The organism is Alkalilacustris brevis (genome assembly GCF_003350345.1).
In the GTDB taxonomy this organism is placed as follows: domain Bacteria; phylum Pseudomonadota; class Alphaproteobacteria; order Rhodobacterales; family Rhodobacteraceae; genus Alkalilacustris; species Alkalilacustris brevis.
Map to the genome: position 1 here is coordinate 16,611 of NZ_QNVJ01000061.1, position 17,694 is coordinate 34,304.

At 67.2% G+C, this 17,694-nt stretch carries 18 protein-coding genes; 11 read left to right on the forward strand and 7 right to left on the reverse strand.

What is annotated here, in order from left to right; genetic code table 11:
• The gene (locus tag DQ229_RS09290; protein WP_114966028.1) at window positions 1-813 is read right to left on the reverse strand and encodes an urease accessory protein UreD; all 813 of its coding nucleotides are present in this window, start codon (window positions 811-813) and stop codon (window positions 1-3) included.
• Between the two features lie 404 nt (window positions 814-1,217).
• Between DQ229_RS09290 and DQ229_RS09295 the strand changes: the two genes are divergently transcribed.
• The gene (locus DQ229_RS09295) at window positions 1,218-1,739 is read left to right on the forward strand and encodes a hypothetical protein (RefSeq protein ID WP_155326484.1); all 522 of its coding nucleotides are present in this window, start codon (window positions 1,218-1,220) and stop codon (window positions 1,737-1,739) included.
• A 170-nt stretch (window positions 1,740-1,909) separates the two neighbouring features.
• A complete protein-coding gene (locus tag DQ229_RS09300; RefSeq protein WP_114966005.1) occupies window positions 1,910-2,755 on the forward strand; it encodes an NAD(P)-dependent oxidoreductase in 846 nt (281 codons plus the stop codon).
• Between the two features lie 40 nt (window positions 2,756-2,795).
• Here the strand turns inward: DQ229_RS09300 and DQ229_RS09305 are convergent, their stop codons facing one another.
• The 6 genes from DQ229_RS09305 to DQ229_RS09330 all read right to left on the reverse strand — a co-directional run bounded on the left by DQ229_RS09305 (window position 2,796) and on the right by DQ229_RS09330 (window position 9,622).
• Entirely contained in the window at window positions 2,796-3,623 is an 828-nt protein-coding gene (locus tag DQ229_RS09305; protein ID WP_114966006.1) for a citryl-CoA lyase, read from the reverse strand.
• A 284-nt stretch (window positions 3,624-3,907) separates the two neighbouring features.
• The gene (locus DQ229_RS09310; RefSeq protein WP_114966007.1) at window positions 3,908-5,149 is read right to left on the reverse strand and encodes a CaiB/BaiF CoA transferase family protein; all 1,242 of its coding nucleotides are present in this window, start codon (window positions 5,147-5,149) and stop codon (window positions 3,908-3,910) included.
• On the reverse strand, window positions 5,146-6,318 hold the full coding sequence (locus DQ229_RS09315; protein ID WP_155326485.1) for a PrpF domain-containing protein: 1,173 nt from the start codon (window positions 6,316-6,318) through the stop codon (window positions 5,146-5,148). The genes DQ229_RS09310 and DQ229_RS09315 overlap by 4 nt, the downstream gene beginning before the upstream one ends.
• A 191-nt stretch (window positions 6,319-6,509) precedes the next feature.
• The gene (locus DQ229_RS09320) at window positions 6,510-7,472 is read right to left on the reverse strand and encodes a Bug family tripartite tricarboxylate transporter substrate binding protein (protein ID WP_162300810.1); all 963 of its coding nucleotides are present in this window, start codon (window positions 7,470-7,472) and stop codon (window positions 6,510-6,512) included.
• 46 nt (window positions 7,473-7,518) lie between these two features.
• Window positions 7,519-9,093, reverse strand: a complete 1,575-nt coding sequence (locus DQ229_RS09325) for a tripartite tricarboxylate transporter permease (protein WP_114966010.1) — start codon at window positions 9,091-9,093, stop codon at window positions 7,519-7,521.
• Window positions 9,094-9,097: 4 nt separating this feature from the next.
• Window positions 9,098-9,622 carry a tripartite tricarboxylate transporter TctB family protein gene (locus DQ229_RS09330; protein ID WP_162300811.1) on the reverse strand — a complete coding sequence of 175 codons (525 nt, stop codon included), beginning with the start codon at window positions 9,620-9,622 and terminating at the stop codon, window positions 9,098-9,100.
• 157 nt (window positions 9,623-9,779) lie between these two features.
• On the opposite strand from DQ229_RS09330, the gene DQ229_RS09335 reads away from it, so the two are divergent.
• The 9 genes from DQ229_RS09335 to DQ229_RS09375 all read left to right on the forward strand — a co-directional run bounded on the left by DQ229_RS09335 (window position 9,780) and on the right by DQ229_RS09375 (window position 17,608).
• Complete coding sequence (locus DQ229_RS09335; protein WP_114966012.1) at window positions 9,780-10,679, forward strand: LysR substrate-binding domain-containing protein; 900 nt, start codon at window positions 9,780-9,782, stop codon at window positions 10,677-10,679.
• A gap of 407 nt (window positions 10,680-11,086) precedes the next feature.
• Window positions 11,087-11,578, forward strand: coding sequence for a cytochrome c maturation protein CcmE (gene ccmE / locus DQ229_RS09340; RefSeq protein ID WP_114966013.1), 492 nt, complete (start codon window positions 11,087-11,089; stop codon window positions 11,576-11,578).
• 35 nt (window positions 11,579-11,613) lie between these two features.
• On the forward strand, window positions 11,614-13,596 hold the full coding sequence (locus tag DQ229_RS09345; protein ID WP_114966014.1) for a heme lyase CcmF/NrfE family subunit: 1,983 nt from the start codon (window positions 11,614-11,616) through the stop codon (window positions 13,594-13,596).
• An 11-nt stretch (window positions 13,597-13,607) separates the two neighbouring features.
• Window positions 13,608-14,099: a cytochrome c-type biogenesis protein gene (locus DQ229_RS09350; RefSeq protein ID WP_114966015.1), complete on the forward strand. Its 492-nt coding sequence runs from the start codon at window positions 13,608-13,610 to the stop codon at window positions 14,097-14,099.
• A 52-nt stretch (window positions 14,100-14,151) separates the two neighbouring features.
• A complete protein-coding gene (locus DQ229_RS09355) occupies window positions 14,152-14,928 on the forward strand; it encodes an enoyl-CoA hydratase-related protein (protein WP_114966016.1) in 777 nt (258 codons plus the stop codon).
• A 241-nt stretch (window positions 14,929-15,169) separates the two neighbouring features.
• Complete coding sequence (locus DQ229_RS09360; protein WP_114966029.1) at window positions 15,170-15,598, forward strand: YeeE/YedE family protein; 429 nt, start codon at window positions 15,170-15,172, stop codon at window positions 15,596-15,598.
• 2 nt (window positions 15,599-15,600) lie between these two features.
• The gene (locus DQ229_RS09365; protein WP_114966030.1) at window positions 15,601-16,035 is read left to right on the forward strand and encodes a DUF6691 family protein; all 435 of its coding nucleotides are present in this window, start codon (window positions 15,601-15,603) and stop codon (window positions 16,033-16,035) included.
• Window positions 16,036-16,052: 17 nt separating this feature from the next.
• Window positions 16,053-16,484: a protein tyrosine phosphatase family protein gene (locus DQ229_RS09370; RefSeq protein ID WP_114966017.1), complete on the forward strand. Its 432-nt coding sequence runs from the start codon at window positions 16,053-16,055 to the stop codon at window positions 16,482-16,484.
• A gap of 326 nt (window positions 16,485-16,810) precedes the next feature.
• A complete protein-coding gene (locus DQ229_RS09375; protein WP_114966018.1) occupies window positions 16,811-17,608 on the forward strand; it encodes a sulfurtransferase in 798 nt (265 codons plus the stop codon).
• Window positions 17,609-17,694: the final 86 nt, after the last annotated feature.

Genomic DNA, 17,694 nt, shown 5'->3' on the forward strand with positions numbered 1-17,694 from the left:
CTATATCTGCCAGACGCGCGGCGCAGGGGCGCGGCGCAGGATCTGCAAAAGCCGCAGGATCTGCCGGCGCAGCGGCCAGCCATCGGCGGCGATCAGGCGCAGGGTCAGCTTGCCATCGAAGCCCGAGGCGCCGCCCGCGACACCCGGCTCATCAAGGGCGGCGCGCATCGGGGCTAGCGCGTCCTCGGCCCCCGGCGCCACCAGCGCGAGGCTGGCAAAGGCCCGCGCGCCCTCGGGCAACACCGCCGCGCCCGCTTGCAACGCCGCCGCATTCAGCATCAGCGGCTCGACCAGCACCGGGCGATCGCCGCGCCAGATCTCGCGCCGGTCGCGCAACAGCAGCTCGCGCACCGTCTCGCCCATTGCCGCGCGGCCCAGCACCACGGCCTCCAACATCAGGCAGCTTGCCTCCGGCCCGTCCAGGATGATCCGCGTGCGGCGGCTGAGCGCGCAGCCATCGAACAGGATCGTCTCCTGCGGCAGCCAGTCGAGATGCCCTCCCGCGCCGACATGATGCGTCACATCCACCCGCGCCACGCCGCCCGCACTGCGATAGGCGCGTTCGGCTGTCTGGGTGGTGGCTGTGGCGCGCAGCCCGACAGCCAGCTCAACGCCATAGCGCAGCCTGTCCCCGCCGGTGAGGCCGCCCGAGGTGTTGAGAAACACGACCTCCGGCGGGCCGGCAACGCGCGGCAGGATCGCCTTGGCCGAACCGGCTTGTCGCAGTCCCGCCAGCCGCGCACCGCCCGCACCTGCCGCCAGCGCGACATGCGCCTCGCCATGGCTGCGTTGGGCCGTGCCTTCCGGCATCATTGGGCGCACAATCAGCGGCACGGCCTGCGCCGCGTCGGGCTGGCCGCTTGCGGGCCGCAGCCCTGCGGACAGGGCCTGCCGCGTTCCGGTCAAGAGGGTGGGTGCCTGCATCGCTCGCCCTTCCAGTTGCCGCCAGATGAGCGGCCCGCCCCCCGCACGGCAATCGCCGCACCACCGCAAGCCGGGTGGCACGCGCCCCGCGCCTGCGGTTTTGCCCAATCGTTGGGCGCCCTGCCTGCTTTGCAGGCGACAGGCGAATCCCCCCCCGCGATCGCCGCCCTCGGCAAGAGCCCGCGCATTCCCCGGCTGCGCGGATGCACGCGCCGCCCCGTTCTGCTAGTCTTGCAGCATCACAAGATGCGGCGAACCCGCGCGGCAGGGCAGAACAGGCAGGACAGGTAACCATGCAGGCAATCGCGGCAAAGACACGTCTGATGGATGTGCCCGTCAAATGGCAGCGGCGCGCCCTTTTCCCTGATGACGAAGGCTGGCTCAGGCAGGAGGCCGATGGCCGCGTCACCGTACTGGTGCGCCACCGCCCGCGCCCCTTTGCATTCCTGCGTGCGCCCCGGCTGGAGCGGCTGGGCGATCTCGCCCCTGCCCTGGCAGACGAACTGGCGCCCTTGCTCGAGCGCGCGCAGCGCTTTCGCGTGCGGGTAGTCGATGTTGCCCCCGTCTACCAGCGGCCGCGCGGCCAGAGCCCCGAAATCTGGGTTTCGGTCTGGGCCAGGCGCGCGCCCGAGCCGATCGCCCCCGCGCGGCGCGGTCCGTCACCCGCACATAAAGCAGCCGCCTCTGCCCAGCGGGACGGCGAATGTCTGGCCACATCCCCCGACACCCCGCGTGAGCCCCGCGCAAGCTATCCGTTCGGCCCGAACCGCAAGGCAGGCACACTCCAGCCGCCGCAAGGCGACAAACGCCGCTGATACCCCGCACGACGCGCCAAGGCCAAGGCCTGCCCCGAGTGCATCTCCTGCCGCCGGGCAGGATACGGCGGCATACCGCCCTTATCAAACCCGTCCGGCTGCGCTATTCCTGTAGGGACAGCGGCACGGCATCTCATCCCGGGGCCGCGAGATCAGGGAAGGAAAGCCACATGGCAGCGGTAATCGGGATCCCCGCCTCGGGGGAAATGGGCGCGGGACTCGCCAAGGTCCTGACAAAACACGGCGCGCGCGTGCTGACCAACCTGGAGGGCCGGTCGGCGGCCAGTCGCGGGCGCGCCGCGGATGCAGGAATGGAACATGCCGGCTGGGAGGCCATCGCCAGGGCCGACATGATCCTTTCGATTGTGCCACCGGGCATCGCGCTGGATATCGCAAGGCGGCTGGCCGCGCATTTCCCGCCCGGCGCCGCGCCGTTCTATGCCGATCTCAACGCGATCCACCCGGCGCTGACCCGGGAAATCGGCGCCACCGTCACTGCCGCGGGGGCGCAATTTGCCGATGGCGCGATCATCGGCCCGCCCCCGTCAGATGGCAAACAGCCGCGCATCTATGTCTCGGGCGATGCGGCGGCGCAGCTCTTGCCGCTGTGTGATCTGGGCCTCGACATAAGGGCCGTTGACGGCGGCATCGGCGCGGCATCGGCGCTCAAGATGTGTTACGGCGGGATCACCAAGGGGCTGACCGGGCTGATGGCGGCAATGATGCTCGCGGCCGAGCGCGAAGGCGCCGGTGCGGCGCTGCACGCCGAGCTTTCCGGCAGCCAGGCCGCGCTGCTCAAACGCGCCGGGAACGCCACGCCCGAAATGTATTCCAAGGCCTATCGCTGGGTGGCCGAAATGGAATCGATTTCCGAATTCATCGGCAGCGACCGCCCCGAGCACATGATCTGGCAAGGCATCGCCGGGCTTTACCAGCGCATCGCCGCCGACAATGACGGCCCGCGCCGCGAGATCGCCGAGATGGACAGGTTCCTCGCCCGGAGCCAGGACGGCTGAACACCACGAGGCGCAGGGGCGCACTGGGCGCGCGGGCGGGTTACTCGTCAGGGCGTAGGGGCGTGTATTTCCAGGTCGCATCGCGCGGCAGCGGACCCTTGTTGCGCTCGCCGCGCTGCATCTGCTCCCAGGCGTGGGCCAGCACCCCGACCGAGCGCGACAGGACGAACAGCCCCCGGCAGAGCGGTGGCGCAAAACCCAGCTCTGCATAGATCGCGCCGGTCGCGCCGTCGATGTTCATCGGGATGCGCCGACCTTTGCGGTGGGCGATCTCGTCCTCGGTGGCGCGGGCAATGGCAGCAAACCGGCCGGAAACCGCGCCCTGCGCGGCGGCCTCGTCAATCAGCGCCAGCAGGCGTGGGCTGCGCGGATCGGTGGGGTGGAAACGATGGCCAAAGCCCGGCACGTATTTCACCCCGCGCGCCGCCATCACGTCCAGCTCATCGGCCACGGCCTGCGCGACATCGCCCCCCTCGCCCGCGCGTTCATCCACCGCGCTGTAGAACGCCACCGCCTGCTCACCCGCCCCGCCATGCACATCCCCCAGCGCATTGATGGCCGAGGCCATCGCGCTGTTGATGCCCACGCCGCAGGTCGCGGCCATGCGCGCAATCGCGATCGAGGGCGCCTGCGGCCCGTGATCCACCGCCGCCACCAGCGCGTGCCCCAGCAGTGCCGCCTGCCCGGCATTCGGACGGGTGCCGCGCAGCATGAACCAGATCATCTCGGGAAAGCTGACATTGCCGATCAATTCCTCGACCGGGGTGCCGTGATAGCGGATCACGCCCGGCGACATCTCGATGATCGAGGTCTCCCACCAGGCTTCTGCCTGCTCCTTCCAGCCGTTTTCGCCCTCATGATCCTGCATGCGTCACCCTCCCTGGCCCGTCCGAGGCAAGCCCCACGCGATGCTGGGCAGGGCGCCCCCGAATGTCACATACCGCAGCCCGTTGCCAGTATCGACTCCCGCACGTCGCAAGGCCATCCGCGCGCGTTTTGCCAATGGGGGCCTCCGGCGGGGATATTTTCTTCACAGTGAAGATCACGCCGCGCGCCCTACCCCTTCACTGTGAGAAAAATATCCCCGCCGGAGGCATCGGCGCGGCCCTGGCCGCGCCGAAAGGCACCGCTCAAGATCTTCACCGGCGGCGATCACTCAGGCGCAGGCGCGCAGGCGATGATGCCGGCCTCTTCGAGACAGGCCACGGCAGCCGTGTCATAGCCCAGCGCGGCGAGCAGGCCGCGGCTGTCCTGCCCCAGACCGGGCGGCGGGTTGCGCAGCCCCGGGCGGAAGGCCCCGATCTCCAGCGGCAGCCCCGGCAATCCGGCCTGCACCCCACCGGGCAGCGCTGTTTCCAGCAGCCGCCCGCCGGCGCGCAGATGCGGGTCATCGAACAGGTCCTCGGGGCGCGCGACGGGGGCAAAGGGCAGCCGGGCCGCTTCGCACAGGCGCGCGGCCTCGGGCAGGTCATGCTGTGCAAGAATATCGGCGATCAGCGGTTTGAGTCGCGGCTTGGCCTCGATCCGCCGGTTGTTGGTGGAAAGGCTCTCATCGGCCAGCAGGTCGGGCCGGGCGAAGGCGTCGCAAAAGGCCCGCCAATGCTTGTCGGAGGTGATGCCCAGAAAGAACTGCGTGTCGTCGGCCAGCGTGAAAAGGTCATAGATCGCCCAGGCCGAGACCCGCGCCGGCATTGGCGGTACCGGGTGATCCGCCAGCGCCGCATAGGCCAGGTGCTGCCCCATCAGGAACACCGCGCTTTCAAACAGCGCGCTGCGCACCAGGCTGCCCTTGCCGGTGGCGTCGCGGTCGCGCAGCGCGGCCAGAACGCCGATCACGCCGAACATCCCGCCCATCACATCGGTGACAGAGGCCCCCGCGCGCAATGGCTGGCCGGGCGGGCCGGTCATGTAGGCCAGCCCGCTTTGCATCTGCACGATCTCGTCCAGCGCGGCGCGCTGCTCATAGGGGCCGGGCAGATACCCCTTGAGCGAGAGATAGACGATATGCGGGTGGCGCGCGGCCACGCTGTCGTAATCCAGCCCGAGCCGGGCGATGGTCCCGGGGCCGAAATTTTCCAGCATCACATCGGCGGTGGCCAGCAGCCGCTCCACGATCTCGCGCCCCGCATCGGATTTCAGATCGACCGCGAGGCTCTGCTTGTTGCGGTTGTAGAACGGGAAATACCCTGTGCCGAACCCCTTGAGCCGCCGCGTCGGGTCGCCCGCGGGCGCGGGTTCGATGCGGATCACCTCTGCGCCCAGGTCGGCCAGCACGAGGCCCGTGGTCGGCCCCATCACCGTATGGCCAAAATCGAGCACCCTGAGCCCCGCAAGCGGCCCGGCGGGAGATTTCGGCCGAACAGAAGGTGCGGGATCGTCCTGGGTGTCGCTCATCGGAAAAAGGCCTTTCCTTGCATCAGGAGCCGCGCCGTGCGGCCGATTTCCGCCTTGCTTACACGCATTCGGCCCTGGGTATCCAGATCGGTTCGGGCGCGCACCGACAGGCAGCCGCCCGGATGGCCGATGCGCATCTCGTAATCGCGCCCAGGTGCGGGCGCATTCCGGCAATACTCCTGCGCCAGGGTGCCTTCGATCCCCACCGCCACGGCAGTTCCCGCCGAGCCGGAGCCAGGATAAGCCTTGGAAAAGGCCCGCCTCCCGAAGGAGCGGGCGTAAAGATCATGATCCACCGCGCGGATCGATGTGCCATCGGTCGCAGCGTAATCGCGCGGTGCGGCCACCGCAAAGACCAGCGGATTCAAGGATACCATCAGTTCCTGGTCGGCATCCGGGCCAGTGATGAAACCCAGCTCGTGCGAGACCACCTTGCGGATCGCCTCGAGCTGATTCACCAGCGCGGGGTCGGCCTGCATCTCGTTGACCGACAGGCCCGTATCCAGGCCGACATCCGCGGCGCGCACAAAGATCAGCAGATTGGCCATATCGATCACGCTGGCCTCGATCGGGCCAAGGCCGGGAATGTCGTAGATGTCGCGCGCATTGCCCGTGGGCAGCACATCGCCGCCCAGTGCCGAGCCTGCGAAACCGCCGAAATCCACATCCAGGCGCGCGGCGGTGCCGGGCACACCGCCAATCGCGAAATCGCCCTCGACCGCAGGCGCGTCGCCCAGCATCGGCACCGTCGTGCGCAGCACCCGCCCGGTGTTGACCTGATGCACATCGATGCGCATTGCGTCGCCTTCCAGCCGGCCCTTGCCCAAGAGCGCACCATAGAGCGCGGCGCCGGCGGACAGATTGCCGCAGTTGGGTCGCCAATCGATGCGCGGCAGGGCCTGGTTGACCTGGCCGAACAGGTAATCGATGTCGCAACCGTCACGCGTGGGGGGGCCCATCACCGCAACCTTGCTGGTCAGCTTGTCGGCACCGCCAAGGCCATCGATCTGCCGCTCGTCGGGCGAGCCGAATATGCGCAGCACTGCCTCGTCGCGCTCGGGCCCCGCGGGGGGAAGATCGGCGATGTCGAGATAGACACCCTTGGACGATCCGCCGCGGATGATCATCGCATCAATGGCGCGCATGTTGAGAAGGTGCTCTATGGGCACGGCGAAATCCTCCTGAATGCTGATCTGGCGGCGCGAGTTGGTTGGAAATGGCTGACGGATCGCGCGCTCGGGGGGGGACGGCCGCCGAGGCCCAACTCGTAGCCTTGCGATACCGCCCCGGTTCGCGCCCCCGCACAACGCGGGGACGCGCCTTGTCTACAAGGGTCCGGCGCCGGGGGGGCGCCCCCAGGTTACTGAAGCAGCGGCAGGTAGGTGCGGATGGTATCCCCCGCACGATCATAGGCCGCCTGCGCCGAGGCGCGATCCTGATAGATCACTTCCTCGCCCAGGGCACGGATCAGCGACTGGGTCGAGGGCGCTTCGAGAATGGCGCGGATGCCTTCATCGAGCTTGTCGATGATCTCGACCGGCGTGTCGGGATGCACCCCGATCCAGCGCGGCTGCGGCAGCCCGTCATACCCCATGTCGCCCACCCAGGGCACATCGCCGCCCAGCTGTGCGTTCATCTCATCGCTGTTGGGCCGGGCCCCCAGGTTGGCGACTGACACCGCCTGATCGCCAAGCCCAATCGCAGAGGCCGGGGTCACGACCGCCATGTCGATATGGCCGCCCAGCATATCGGTCACCGCTGCGGCGGTGCCGGGATAGGTGATCACATTACCTTCGAGCCCAGCCTGGTCGAACACCGCAGCCACCGCAAGCGCCTGGGCCACGGTGCCGCCGATGGTCAGCGCGCCGGGGTTGGCCTCGGCATAGGCGACCATGCTGTCCCAGTCGGCCCAGTCGGAACCCGGCAGCGACATCAGGATCACGTTGAAGTCGGACACGATATTGACGATCGCGATGTCGTCATGGGTTACGGGCAACTCTTCGGACAGCACCGAAAGCTGTGGGCTGAGGCTGCCGATCATCATCGTATAGCCGTCTGCCGGTTGGCTGAGCAGATGCGCCCAACCCACGGTGCTGCCCGCACCGGGGCGCACCTCGACATTGATCGACTGGCCCAGATGCTCGCTGCCGCCCGAGGCGATCACCCGCGCCCAGCGGTCCTGCCCGCCGCCTGCGCTGTAGGGCACGATGAACTGGATCGCCTGTGACGGGTAGTCATCGGCGGCGAAGGCCGCACCGCCGCCCAGGGTCATTCCGGTCGCGACCACGACCGAGACGGTTGCCATTTTCAGGGTCTTGAACATCTGCTTTTCCTCCCGTTTCACAGATAGTCGCCTTGCCCCGCCGGCCTCAGTGGCCGGGGCCGGGGCGCTCTCCTCCTTCGCCATCGTCAGATCTGACGCTGGCCAGGGTCTTCACACGCTGGTTCACCTGCAGGCGGGCCAGAACGATGGTCACCACCACGCAGAACACCGCCAGGGCGATCGCCAGGTTGCTGGTGAACAACGCCGCCATCCAGTCGCCGCGGTTGATCATCAGCGCACGGCGCAGGCTCTCCTCAGCCAGCGGAGCAAGGATGAAGGTGATGATCAGCGGCGCCACCGGCAGGTTGAACACCTTCATGAAATAGCCCAGCAGCCCGAAGCCCAGCACCAGATACACATCGTAATGGTTGTTCTGATAGGCATAGGCCCCGAACAGCGCCATGATCAGCACCACCGGCACCAGCAGCGGCGGCGGCACCACCGCAAGCCGCGCATAGATGCCCGCAAAAAAGCGTCCGATGAACAGGTTGAAGACGTTCGATACCAGCAGGATGATGAACAGCGCGTAGATCGCAACGGGGTAAAGCTCGAACATCCGCGGCCCGGCCTGAACGCCCTGAATAGCCAGCGCCCCGCCCAGAAGCGCGGCGATGGTGCTGCCGGGAATGCCGAAGGCCAGCAGCGGGATCAGCGTGGGCCCGCAGGTGGCGTTGTTGCCCGCCTCCGAGGCGGCCACGCCCTCGAGCCGCCCCGAGCCGATGTTCTTCTCGGGAGACATCTGCTTGGCCACCCCGTAGGACAGGAAAGCGCCCACCGTCGCCCCAAGCCCCGGCAAGATACCCACGAAACTGCCGATGCCGGTGCCAATCAGCATTTCCTTCCAGCAGCTCAGGTATTCGCGGAAGGTCAGCGGCTCTCCACTCTTGCCGAAGGCCGGAGGGACAATCTGTGGCGCGCCACTGCGCGCGGCCCGATCGCGGATCAGCTCGACCAGTTTTTCGAGCATGGTCGCCACCGCGAAAAGCCCGATGATAAGCGGCACCAGATGGATGCCGTCCATCAGCCACCACTGCCCGAAAGTGTTGCGCGGCACCATGGTCACGGGGTCCGAGCCGATGGTGGCCAGGAAAAGCCCGATCGCCGCCGCGAGCATCCCCTTGGCGAAATGATCGCCCGACAGCGCCCCCAGAAGCGTAACCGCCAGCACGATCAGCCATAGCCGTTCCGACGGCCCGAAGCTGAGCGCGATCAGCGCCAGCGTCGGTGCGAGGATGATTGTGATGATGTCACTCGTGACATCCGCCGTGACCGACGAATAGAGCGAGATGTGCAGCGCCTTCTTGCCCTGCCCGCGCTGCATCAGCTTGTGGCCATCGAACACGGTCGTGGCGGCATCGGCGGTACCCGGCGTGGCAAAACTGATCGCCGAGATCGCCCCGCCATAAACCCCGCCCTTGTAGACCCCGATCAGCAGGCCCAGCGCGGCGGGCAGGCTGAGCGTGAAGGTCAGCGGCAGCAGCAACGCAATGGCTGGCGCCGGGCTGAGCCCCGGCATCGCGCCCACACCGACGCCGACCACCACACCCAACAGGATCCAGGCCATCGTCTCGAAGGCGAAGACCAGGTGAAACGCCTCGATTACATGCGCCATATCGACCATTCGTTCACCCGTTCACAAGCGCCAGCAACGGGCCATGCGGCAGCGGCACACCCAGAAGATAGGCGATCAGGCTGAGGGCAAGCGCGGTGCCGGCCCCAGTGGCCAGCGCGATCCAGACCGGCCGGAACCCCAGCGCCAGTGCCATGCCGGCCACAAACAGCGTCACCGAAGGCGCAAAACCCAGAAGCCAGTAAAGCTGGAAGATGACGAGCAGCAACACCAGCCCGCCCAGCACCACCACCACCGAAAGCAGCGTGACAGAGGCGACCTCGGGCTCGATCAGGCGCGCGCGGCGGTCGAACATGAGCACCCCGATGCAAAGCACCATCAACCCCACGCCGATCATCGGGAAGCCGCCCAGGCGAAAGCCGTCGCGCAACACGCGATGCGCCCAGTCGCTCTGCCAGATCGAGAGGCCGATCGCCAGCACCAGCACCAGAAGCATCATGGCGATACCCCGGTTGCTGCGCCAGACCGATGACATGCCCCGGCGGCGCGACATGGCGCCACCCTTCCTGCTTGCCGACATTCTCCCCCCTTCACGCGACACGGGCTTGAGCTGGCGTCACATGCACAGCCGCCCACCCCACTTCCGCCTGTAACTGCGAAATCTTCTCTGATATTTGCGATTTAAGCCAGAGGCGGCAATAATAAAAACCTCAATGGGGATGTGAGGAAAACTCAACATGCAATACTTGCCCGCCTTTCGCGCGCTGCACGCATTCGAAGCAACGGTGCGGCTGGGGTCGATGTCGGCCGCCGCGCGCGAGCTGAACGTCACGCCAGGGGCCGTGAGCCGCCAGATCGCGGCGCTGGAGGAACAGGTCGGCACCGGCCTGCTGGAGCGCAACCGCCAGGGCATCGAGGTCAACCTACGGGGCCGCAAGCTACATGAGGGAATATCGAAAGCCTTCGAGATGCTGAATTCGGCGATGGACGAGGCCCGGAGCCGTCACGACACGCGGGCGGTGACGATCAACCTGTTTCCGACGTTCGCGATCCAATGGCTGATGCCCCGCCTGGAGTTGCTGCACGATCATGCCCCACAGACGAACCTGCGCATCCAGACCTGCCTTCGCGGCACCGATTTCGCCCGCGACGATATCGACATAGGAATCGAGATCGTCGAAGGCCCCCGGCCCGGTCTGCACATGCGGCTGCTGTTCGGACGCGCCTTCACCCCGATCTGCGCGCAGCATCTGCTCGAGCAATACGGCGGCGATCCGATGGTGGCGCTGATGCGCTCGCATATCCTCTATTCCGACCTGCACCGCGAGAAATGGGAAACCTGGGGGCATATGCTGGGAATCGGCTTCGATGAAAGCCGCATGATCCGGTTCGAGAATTCCACATTGGCCTATCAGGCCGCACGCGAGGGGGCGGGATTTGCCATCGGGCAGCCGGTTCTGCTGCAAAACGACCTCTCGGTCCGGCGGCTCGTCACGCCCTTTCCGCAGCGGTTGCAGGGACGACGGTGCTATTACGCGGCCTGCCGCGAAGACAGGAAGGACGAGCCGCTGATCCGCACGGTGATGGAATGGCTGGTGGAACAATCGGCCGAATCGCGATTGGCCCTGGCCGCCTGAGCGGCGCCCGTTGCGGTGCCTCCTTCGCGTTTCGGGCGCCGCCCCGGCGGCAGGGACTCGGCCGAAACTTCCTTGCCTTCGGCGAGGATATTTTTGCCAAGAAGAAGCCCGGCGCCTGTGGATCATGTGGCGTGCGCGGGCGGCGGTCACGGGGAATTGACCGGCTGTCATCGCGGCATCTGCTTCTTTTTGGCGCAGCCCTTGCGACAGGTCATGCATCCGCGCGTAACATGAGGCATATTCGCCGCGAAATATCTTGAAGCGCCCCTGGAAAGGGCTGATGGACTTTTTCGGTTCTCAGTGGCGCAGGATCAAGGAGCTACAGCGTTTGGGCTGTTTCAACGAAAAGTCGAAACGCGGTGAATACGGTAACAGGCGGCTGCAACGGCCGTGCGACGGGTGAGACGATGAAATCTCTGAAAAAGCAGCGGCGCATTCAGATCATTCTGCTGGCAAGCATTGCGCTTGCCGCTTCCACCGCGCTGATCGGCTATGCCATGCGCGATGGAATCAATCTGTTCAGGTCCCCATCCGAGATTCTGGCGGCGCCGCCCGAGGCCAGTGAGACCTTTCGCATCGGCGGGCTGGTCGCGCCCGGAACGATTGAGCGCGGCCAGGGCGCCGAGGTGCGCTTTCTGGTGACCGATGGTGGCGCCGATGTGCCGGTGGTGTTTGCCGGGGTTCTGCCCGACCTGTTTGCCGAGGGCGAGGGCATGGTCGGCACCGGGCGCTATGTGGACGGGGTCTTTCACGCCACCGAGATTCTTGCCAAACACGACGAGACCTATATGCCCAAGGAAGTGATGGAAGCGCTCAAGGCGCAGGGGCACTGGCAGGACGGCACCGGCGATTACGGATCGGGCGATTACGGGGTTACGGCAAGGCCAGGCGGAAGCTGACGGGCCGCCGCACAAGGCAGAGGTAGCATTCGGGAATGTTCATAGAGCTTGGTCATTTCGCGCTGATCCTGGCATTCATGATCGCCATCGCGCAGGCGTTGATACCGCTGGTCGGGGCACACAAGGGCTGGCGCAGCTGGATGGCCGTGGCGCAGCCCATGGCTTCGGCCCAGTTCTTTCTGGTGACGTTCAGCTTCGCGGCGCTGACCTGGGCCTTTGTCACCTCGGATTTCTCGGTCGATCTGGTGGTAAACAATTCGCATACCGACAAGCCGATGATCTACAAGATCTCGGGCGTGTGGGGCAATCACGAGGGCTCCATGCTGCTGTGGGTGCTGATCCTGACGCTGTTCGGGGCCAGCGCCGCCTGGTTCGGCAGCAATCTGCCCGACAGTCTGCGTGCACGGGTGCTTGCGGTGCAATCCTCGATCACCGTGGCCTTCATGGCGTTCACGCTGTTCACCTCCAATCCGTTCCTGCGCCTTGGCCTGCCGCCGTTCAACGGCACCGATCTGAATCCGCTCTTGCAGGATCCGGGCCTCGCGCTGCATCCGCCGTTTCTCTATCTGGGCTATGTCGGGCTGAGCATGGCGTTCTCCTTCGCCGTCGCCGCGCTGATCGAGGGGCGCGTGGATGCCGCCTGGGGGCGCTGGGTGCGGCCCTGGACGCTGGCGGCCTGGGTCTTTCTGACCATCGGCATCGCGCTGGGGTCGTGGTGGGCCTATTACGAGCTGGGCTGGGGCGGTTTCTGGTTCTGGGATCCGGTGGAGAACGCCTCGCTGATGCCCTGGCTTTTCGCAGCCGCACTGCTGCACTCGGCCATCGTGGTGGAGAAGCGCGAGGCGTTGAAAAGCTGGACCATCCTGCTGGCGATCCTGGCATTCGGCTTTTCGCTGATCGGCACCTTCATCGTGCGCTCGGGGCTGCTGACCAGCGTGCATGCCTTTGCCATGGACCCCGAACGCGGCATCTTCATCCTGATGATCCTCGGTGTTTTCATGGGCGGGGCGCTGACCCTTTTTGCCCTGCGCGCCCCGGCGATGGAGGCCAGGGGCGTCTTTGCCACCGTCAGCCGCGAATCGGCGCTGGTGATGAACAATGTGCTGCTGGCAGTGTCGTCCTTCGTGGTGTTCGTGGGCACGATGTGGCCGCTGGTGGCGGAAATGCTGTTCGACCGGGTGCTGTCGGTGGGGCCGCCGTTCTTCAACATGGCGTTCTCGCCTTTCTTCGTGGGGCTGGCGGCGATCCTGCCGATCGGGGCGATGCTGCCCTGGAAGCGCGGTGACCTGCGCCGCACCATGCAGCCGCTCTGGCCGATCCTGCTGCTGTCGATGGCGATGGGCGCGCTGGTCTGGGCGATGCAGACCGGGCGTTCGGCCTTGGGACCGGTGGGCGTGCTGCTGGGCCTTTGGGTGGTGCTGGGCGCGGGCGCGGACCTGTGGTCACGCACCGGGCGCGGGGCGCTTGCCGGTCGCCTGGGCCGCCTGCGGCGCGTGCCGCGCGCCGACTGGGGCAAGGCCACGGCGCACGCGGGCCTTGGCATCACTGTCTTTGCCGTCGCCGGGCTGATCGCCTGGGAGAGCGAGGATATCCGCGTGGCGCAGATCGGCGAGACCTTCAGCCATGACGGCTATGAGATCACCCTGGCGGATGTGCGCAACGTGGAAGGGCCGAACTATCACTCGACCATGGGCTTCATGGAAGTGCACCGCAATGGCCGCCACGTCGCCACGCTGACGCCCGAAAAGCGGATATATCCGGCGGCCGGGATGCCGACCACCGAAGCGGGCATCGACTATGGCCTGTTCCGCGACGTCTATCTTGTGCTGGGCGATCCGCAGGCTGGCGGGGGCTGGGCCGTGCGCACCTACATCAAGCCCTTCGCCAACTGGCTGTGGGCGGGCAGCGCGATCATGGCGTTGGGCGGGTTGCTCAGCCTGAGCGACCGGCGCTACCGGGTGGCGGCAGGTGCGGCCCGCCGCCGCCGCGAGGGCGCGGCCACGGTGGCGGCGCAATGAGGGCGCGGGCAATGGCGGCGATACGCGCGGGGCTTGTCGCGCTGGTGCTCGGGCTGCTGGTGCTGCCGCTCGGGCCGGGTCCTGGCGGCGTGGCACAGGCCGGGCCGCAACCCGACGAGATCCTCGACGATCCCGCGCTCGAGGCGCGCGCCCGCGCCCTGTCGAAGGATCTGCGCTGCCTGGTCTGCCGCAACGAATCGATCGACGACTCCAACGCCGAGCTTGCGCGCGACATGCGCCTTCTGGTGCGTGAACGCCTGCTGGATGGCGACAGCGACGACGAAGTGCTGGATTTCATCGTGGCCCGCTATGGCGAATTCGTGCTGCTGCGTCCGCGCACCTCGGGCACGAACATCATTCTCTGGACATCGGCGCCCGCGATGTTTCTGATCGCGCTGGGCGGGGCGCTGTTCTACCTGCGCCGCCGCTCGAACATGGCGGACGAGGTCACGCGCCTTTCCCCCGAGGAAGAGGAGCGGCTGCGCAAGCTCTTGCGTGACTGAGTGCGCAAAAGGGCTGCGCCGCAAGGGGCGGAAGAGGCTGACGAGGCGGGCGATGGAATACCAGACGCTAATCTACGAGCTGGCCGATGATCTTGCGGTGATCACGCTTGACCGGCCGGACGTGCTGAATGCGCTGAACGCGCAGATGCGGGCCGAGTTGCGCGACGCGCTGTCGCGTGCGGGCCAGTCGGCGCGGGCGGTGGTGCTGACCGGCGCGGGGCAGGCGTTTTGCTCGGGGCAGGATCTGGGGCAGGCCGGCGCAGGGGATGGCGCAAGCCTTGAGCAGGTGCTGCTGGATGAATACGCCCCGCTGGTGCGGGCCATGGTGGACTGCCCGGTGCCGGTGATGGCGGCCGTGAACGGCGCCGCCGCCGGGGCCGGCGCCAATCTTGCGCTCATGGCCGATGTGGTGATCGCCGCCGAACGGGCCAGTTTCCTGCAGGCTTTCACCCGCGTGGGGCTGGTCCCCGATGCGGCGAGCACCTGGATGCTGCCGCGCCTTGTCGGCCCGGCGCGCGCCATGGGGGCGGCCCTTTTTGCCGAGCGGATCGAAGCGCGCCAGGCGGCCGACTGGGGCATGATCTGGGAAGCGGTGCCGGATGATCTGTTCGACGCGCATTGGCGCGCCCGCGCGGCACATCTGGCCAAGGGGCCGACGCTGGCCTATGGCGCCCTGCGCCGGTTGATGCGCGAAAGCTGGGCCAATGATATTGAGGTCCAGTTTTCTCGCGAGGCGGCGGCGCAGGGCCAATGCGCCCGAAGCCGCGACTTCCGCGAGGGGCTGGTGGCATTCGCCGAAAAACGCCCGCCGCGATTCGAGGGGCGCTGACGCCCTGGCCCCGTTGCCGGGTCTTGCGGTGCGGGTGGGGTGAAGCCGGTCGAAGGGGGCACGCCGCAACGGGAATCTCCCCGGGGGCGAAGTTTCCCGAATGCCGGTGCCGGACATCCCTGGGGTGGAAGCTGCGGCGATAATCACATTCACACCTTGCAATATATCCTGAATCCGCTATGTGTCTTTCCAGAAACTTGGAACGGGCTGCGGCCCGGCATTCGGGAGCATGTGAAAGATGATCGAGACTGACTGGATATGGGGCTTTGCCGGCGGGCTTATGATCGGCGTCGCCGCGGCCGTCTACCTGCTTTTCAACGGGCGCATCATGGGCGCCAGCGGAATCATCGGCGGGCTGGTCGACCGTTCGGGCCTGGCAACCGGCTGGGAGCGCGCGGCCTTTCTTGCCGGGCTGGTTCTGGTGCCGGCGCTGATGGCGCTGACGTTTCTGCCCGGCGCAGACACCAACATCACCAACAATTACACCGCGATCATCGGCGCGGGGCTGCTGGTGGGCGTGGGCACGCGGCTGGCCAATGGCTGCACCTCGGGCCACGGCGTCTGCGGTATCTCGCGCTTTTCGTTGCGCGGGATGGTGGCGACCGTGTTCTACCTTCTGGCCGGGGGTGTTTCGGTGGTTCTGTTCAAACATCTTCTGGGGGTGGTGTGATGCTGCGCAATCTTTTCGCATTCCTTTCAGGCGGCCTGTTCGGCGCCGGGCTTCTGGTTTCGGGAATGACCGACACGACCAAGGTGCAGGGCTGGCTGGATGTCTTCGGCGACTGGGACCCGACGCTGGCCTTCGTGCTGGGCGGGGCGATCCTGCCGATGGCGATCACCTGGCACCTGAGCACCGGCCGCGCGCGCGCCATTCTCGGCAGCGAGTTTCCTGGCCGCCCTGCCCCGAAACTGGGGCATAACCTTGTGATCGGCTCGGTGCTGTTCGGCATGGGCTGGGGGCTCGTGGGGTTGTGCCCGGGGCCGGCGATAGCCTCGCTGAGCTGGGGCGGCACGGGTGGTCTTGTCTTCCTCGCCGCGATGGTGGCAGGTATGATGATCGCTCCCGGGGTCAGAACCCGGATCGACCGGATCGCCGCCGCAACCTGACAAGAGGATGAAATCGCATGGATATCCGCCCGCTTTCCGACAACTACGCGGTCAGCCCGCAGATCACCGTTGACGATGTCCCGGCGATCCGCGAGGCCGGCTTCAAGGTGGTGATCTGCAACCGGCCCGACGGCGAAAACTCGCCCGAGCAGTCGGCCAAGGCCCTGCGCACGGCGGTGGAAGCCGCCGGGATGCGCTTTGTCGAGAACGGCTTCACCGGCCAGACGCTGGGCATGGAGCATGTGGAAACCCAGGCAAAGGCACTGGACGAGGCCGAAGGGCCGGTGCTGGCCTATTGCGCCTCGGGCAACCGCAGCTCGATCGTCTGGGCGATGGCGCTGGCCGGCACCCGCCCGACCGACGAGCTGATCGCCGCCGGTGCGAAATACGGCTACCAGGCCGCAGCCTTCCGCGCACAGATCGAGGCGCTGGCCAAGGCGCGCGGCTGAACCGCACATTCCAACGATCCCGCAGGCCCCGGAGCACTGACGCTTCGGGGCCTGCTTGCGCTCAGAGCGCGATGTTGTGCAACCGGCATGAACCTGATTACCTGAAGATCACCTCAGGGCCGGATCGGTTCCGGGGGGGGGGCATTGATCAGATCTTTCGCGCTCGTGCCAAAGGCACGAGCAGCGCCCGACCGCCCCCCCCGGGCGGGCGCTTCGCTTCCGCCCGCGGTCGGGCACTGCCCGTGCGCGCATATGGATTCGCGTCTACCAGAATCGCTCGCACCCAAAATGACGCCTGCTGAGACACAAGACGCAAGGAGCACCGCATGACCGACCCTTTCATCGACGCCCGTGATCTGGGCCACCTCGGCCCGATCCAGCTTCTCGATGCCCGCGACAGCGATGCGCAGGATGTCGAGGGCGCGCCGGCCGGCAGCATTCGCGTACCGCTCGACGAATGGAACCGCGCGGTCAAGGAGGAGGCCACCGCACTGGATCAGGCCGCGCCCTGGACGGCGCGGCTGGACGCGCTCGGCCTTGACCGGGGCGCCACGGCAGTGGTGTTCGACGAGGGCGGCATGACCGCGGCGGCGCGGGTCTGGTTCATCCTGCAGTATTTCGGGCTGCCGGTGCGGTTGCTTAACGGCGGGCTGCCCGCGTTGAAGGCGGCAGAGGCTCTGCCCGCTCTGACGCGCCCCGCCACCGGCGGCGCGCTGGCAGAGCCGAAGGCACCCGGATCAGGCGCGGCGGGGCTGGTCGACCGACACGCGCTGCGCGCAGCCCTCGGACAGGTCAATGTCTTCGACACCCGTTCCGCCGCCGAGTTCAGCGGCGAGGACATGCGCAGCAACCCGCGCGGCGGGCATTTGCGGGGATCGCACCTGTTGCCGCATGGCGAGCTGATGGATGCGGCAGGCCAGGTTCACCCCGCCGCAACGCTGCGCCCGATGCTTGAAAAGGCGGGCTTTGCCGAGGGGGATGCCATCGTCACCATGTGCCAGGGCGGTGGGCGCGCGGCGCTTGGTGCGGCGGCGGCCCTGCGCGCGGGATATGGCGATGTGCGGGTCTATTACCTGAGCTTCGGCGACTGGGCCGCCGATGAAAGCTGCCCGCTGGAGCGGTAGAACAGCGGCGGACGCTCTGGCGGGGCCTGCCCCACGAGAACCGAAGGACAGCGCCGCGCCCGGGCGGAAAGGCGAAGCCCGGCGTC

Bases quoted from the DNA above. Each gene is read 5' to 3' on its own strand.
- DQ229_RS09335 (WP_114966012.1), top strand. From the start codon at position 9,780: ATGCAATACTTGCCCGCCTTTCGCGCGCTGCACGCATTCGAAGCAACG.
- DQ229_RS09370 (WP_114966017.1), top strand. From the start codon at position 16,053: ATGGATATCCGCCCGCTTTCCGACAACTACGCGGTCAGCCCGCAGATC.
- DQ229_RS09310 (WP_114966007.1), bottom strand. From the start codon at position 5,149: ATGAGCGACACCCAGGACGATCCCGCACCTTCTGTTCGGCCGAAATCT.
- DQ229_RS09295 (WP_155326484.1), top strand. From the start codon at position 1,218: ATGCAGGCAATCGCGGCAAAGACACGTCTGATGGATGTGCCCGTCAAA.
- DQ229_RS09300 (WP_114966005.1), top strand. From the start codon at position 1,910: ATGGCAGCGGTAATCGGGATCCCCGCCTCGGGGGAAATGGGCGCGGGA.
- DQ229_RS09290 (WP_114966028.1), bottom strand. From the start codon at position 813: ATGATGCCGGAAGGCACGGCCCAACGCAGCCATGGCGAGGCGCATGTC.
- DQ229_RS09350 (WP_114966015.1), top strand. From the start codon at position 13,608: ATGGCGGCGATACGCGCGGGGCTTGTCGCGCTGGTGCTCGGGCTGCTG.
- ccmE (WP_114966013.1), top strand. From the start codon at position 11,087: ATGAAATCTCTGAAAAAGCAGCGGCGCATTCAGATCATTCTGCTGGCA.
- DQ229_RS09305 (WP_114966006.1), bottom strand. From the start codon at position 3,623: ATGCAGGATCATGAGGGCGAAAACGGCTGGAAGGAGCAGGCAGAAGCC.
- DQ229_RS09375 (WP_114966018.1), top strand. From the start codon at position 16,811: ATGACCGACCCTTTCATCGACGCCCGTGATCTGGGCCACCTCGGCCCG.
- DQ229_RS09325 (WP_114966010.1), bottom strand. From the start codon at position 9,093: ATGGTCGATATGGCGCATGTAATCGAGGCGTTTCACCTGGTCTTCGCC.
- DQ229_RS09330 (WP_162300811.1), bottom strand. From the start codon at position 9,622: ATGTCGGCAAGCAGGAAGGGTGGCGCCATGTCGCGCCGCCGGGGCATG.
- DQ229_RS09355 (WP_114966016.1), top strand. From the start codon at position 14,152: ATGGAATACCAGACGCTAATCTACGAGCTGGCCGATGATCTTGCGGTG.
- DQ229_RS09320 (WP_162300810.1), bottom strand. From the start codon at position 7,472: ATGTTCAAGACCCTGAAAATGGCAACCGTCTCGGTCGTGGTCGCGACC.
- DQ229_RS09345 (WP_114966014.1), top strand. From the start codon at position 11,614: ATGTTCATAGAGCTTGGTCATTTCGCGCTGATCCTGGCATTCATGATC.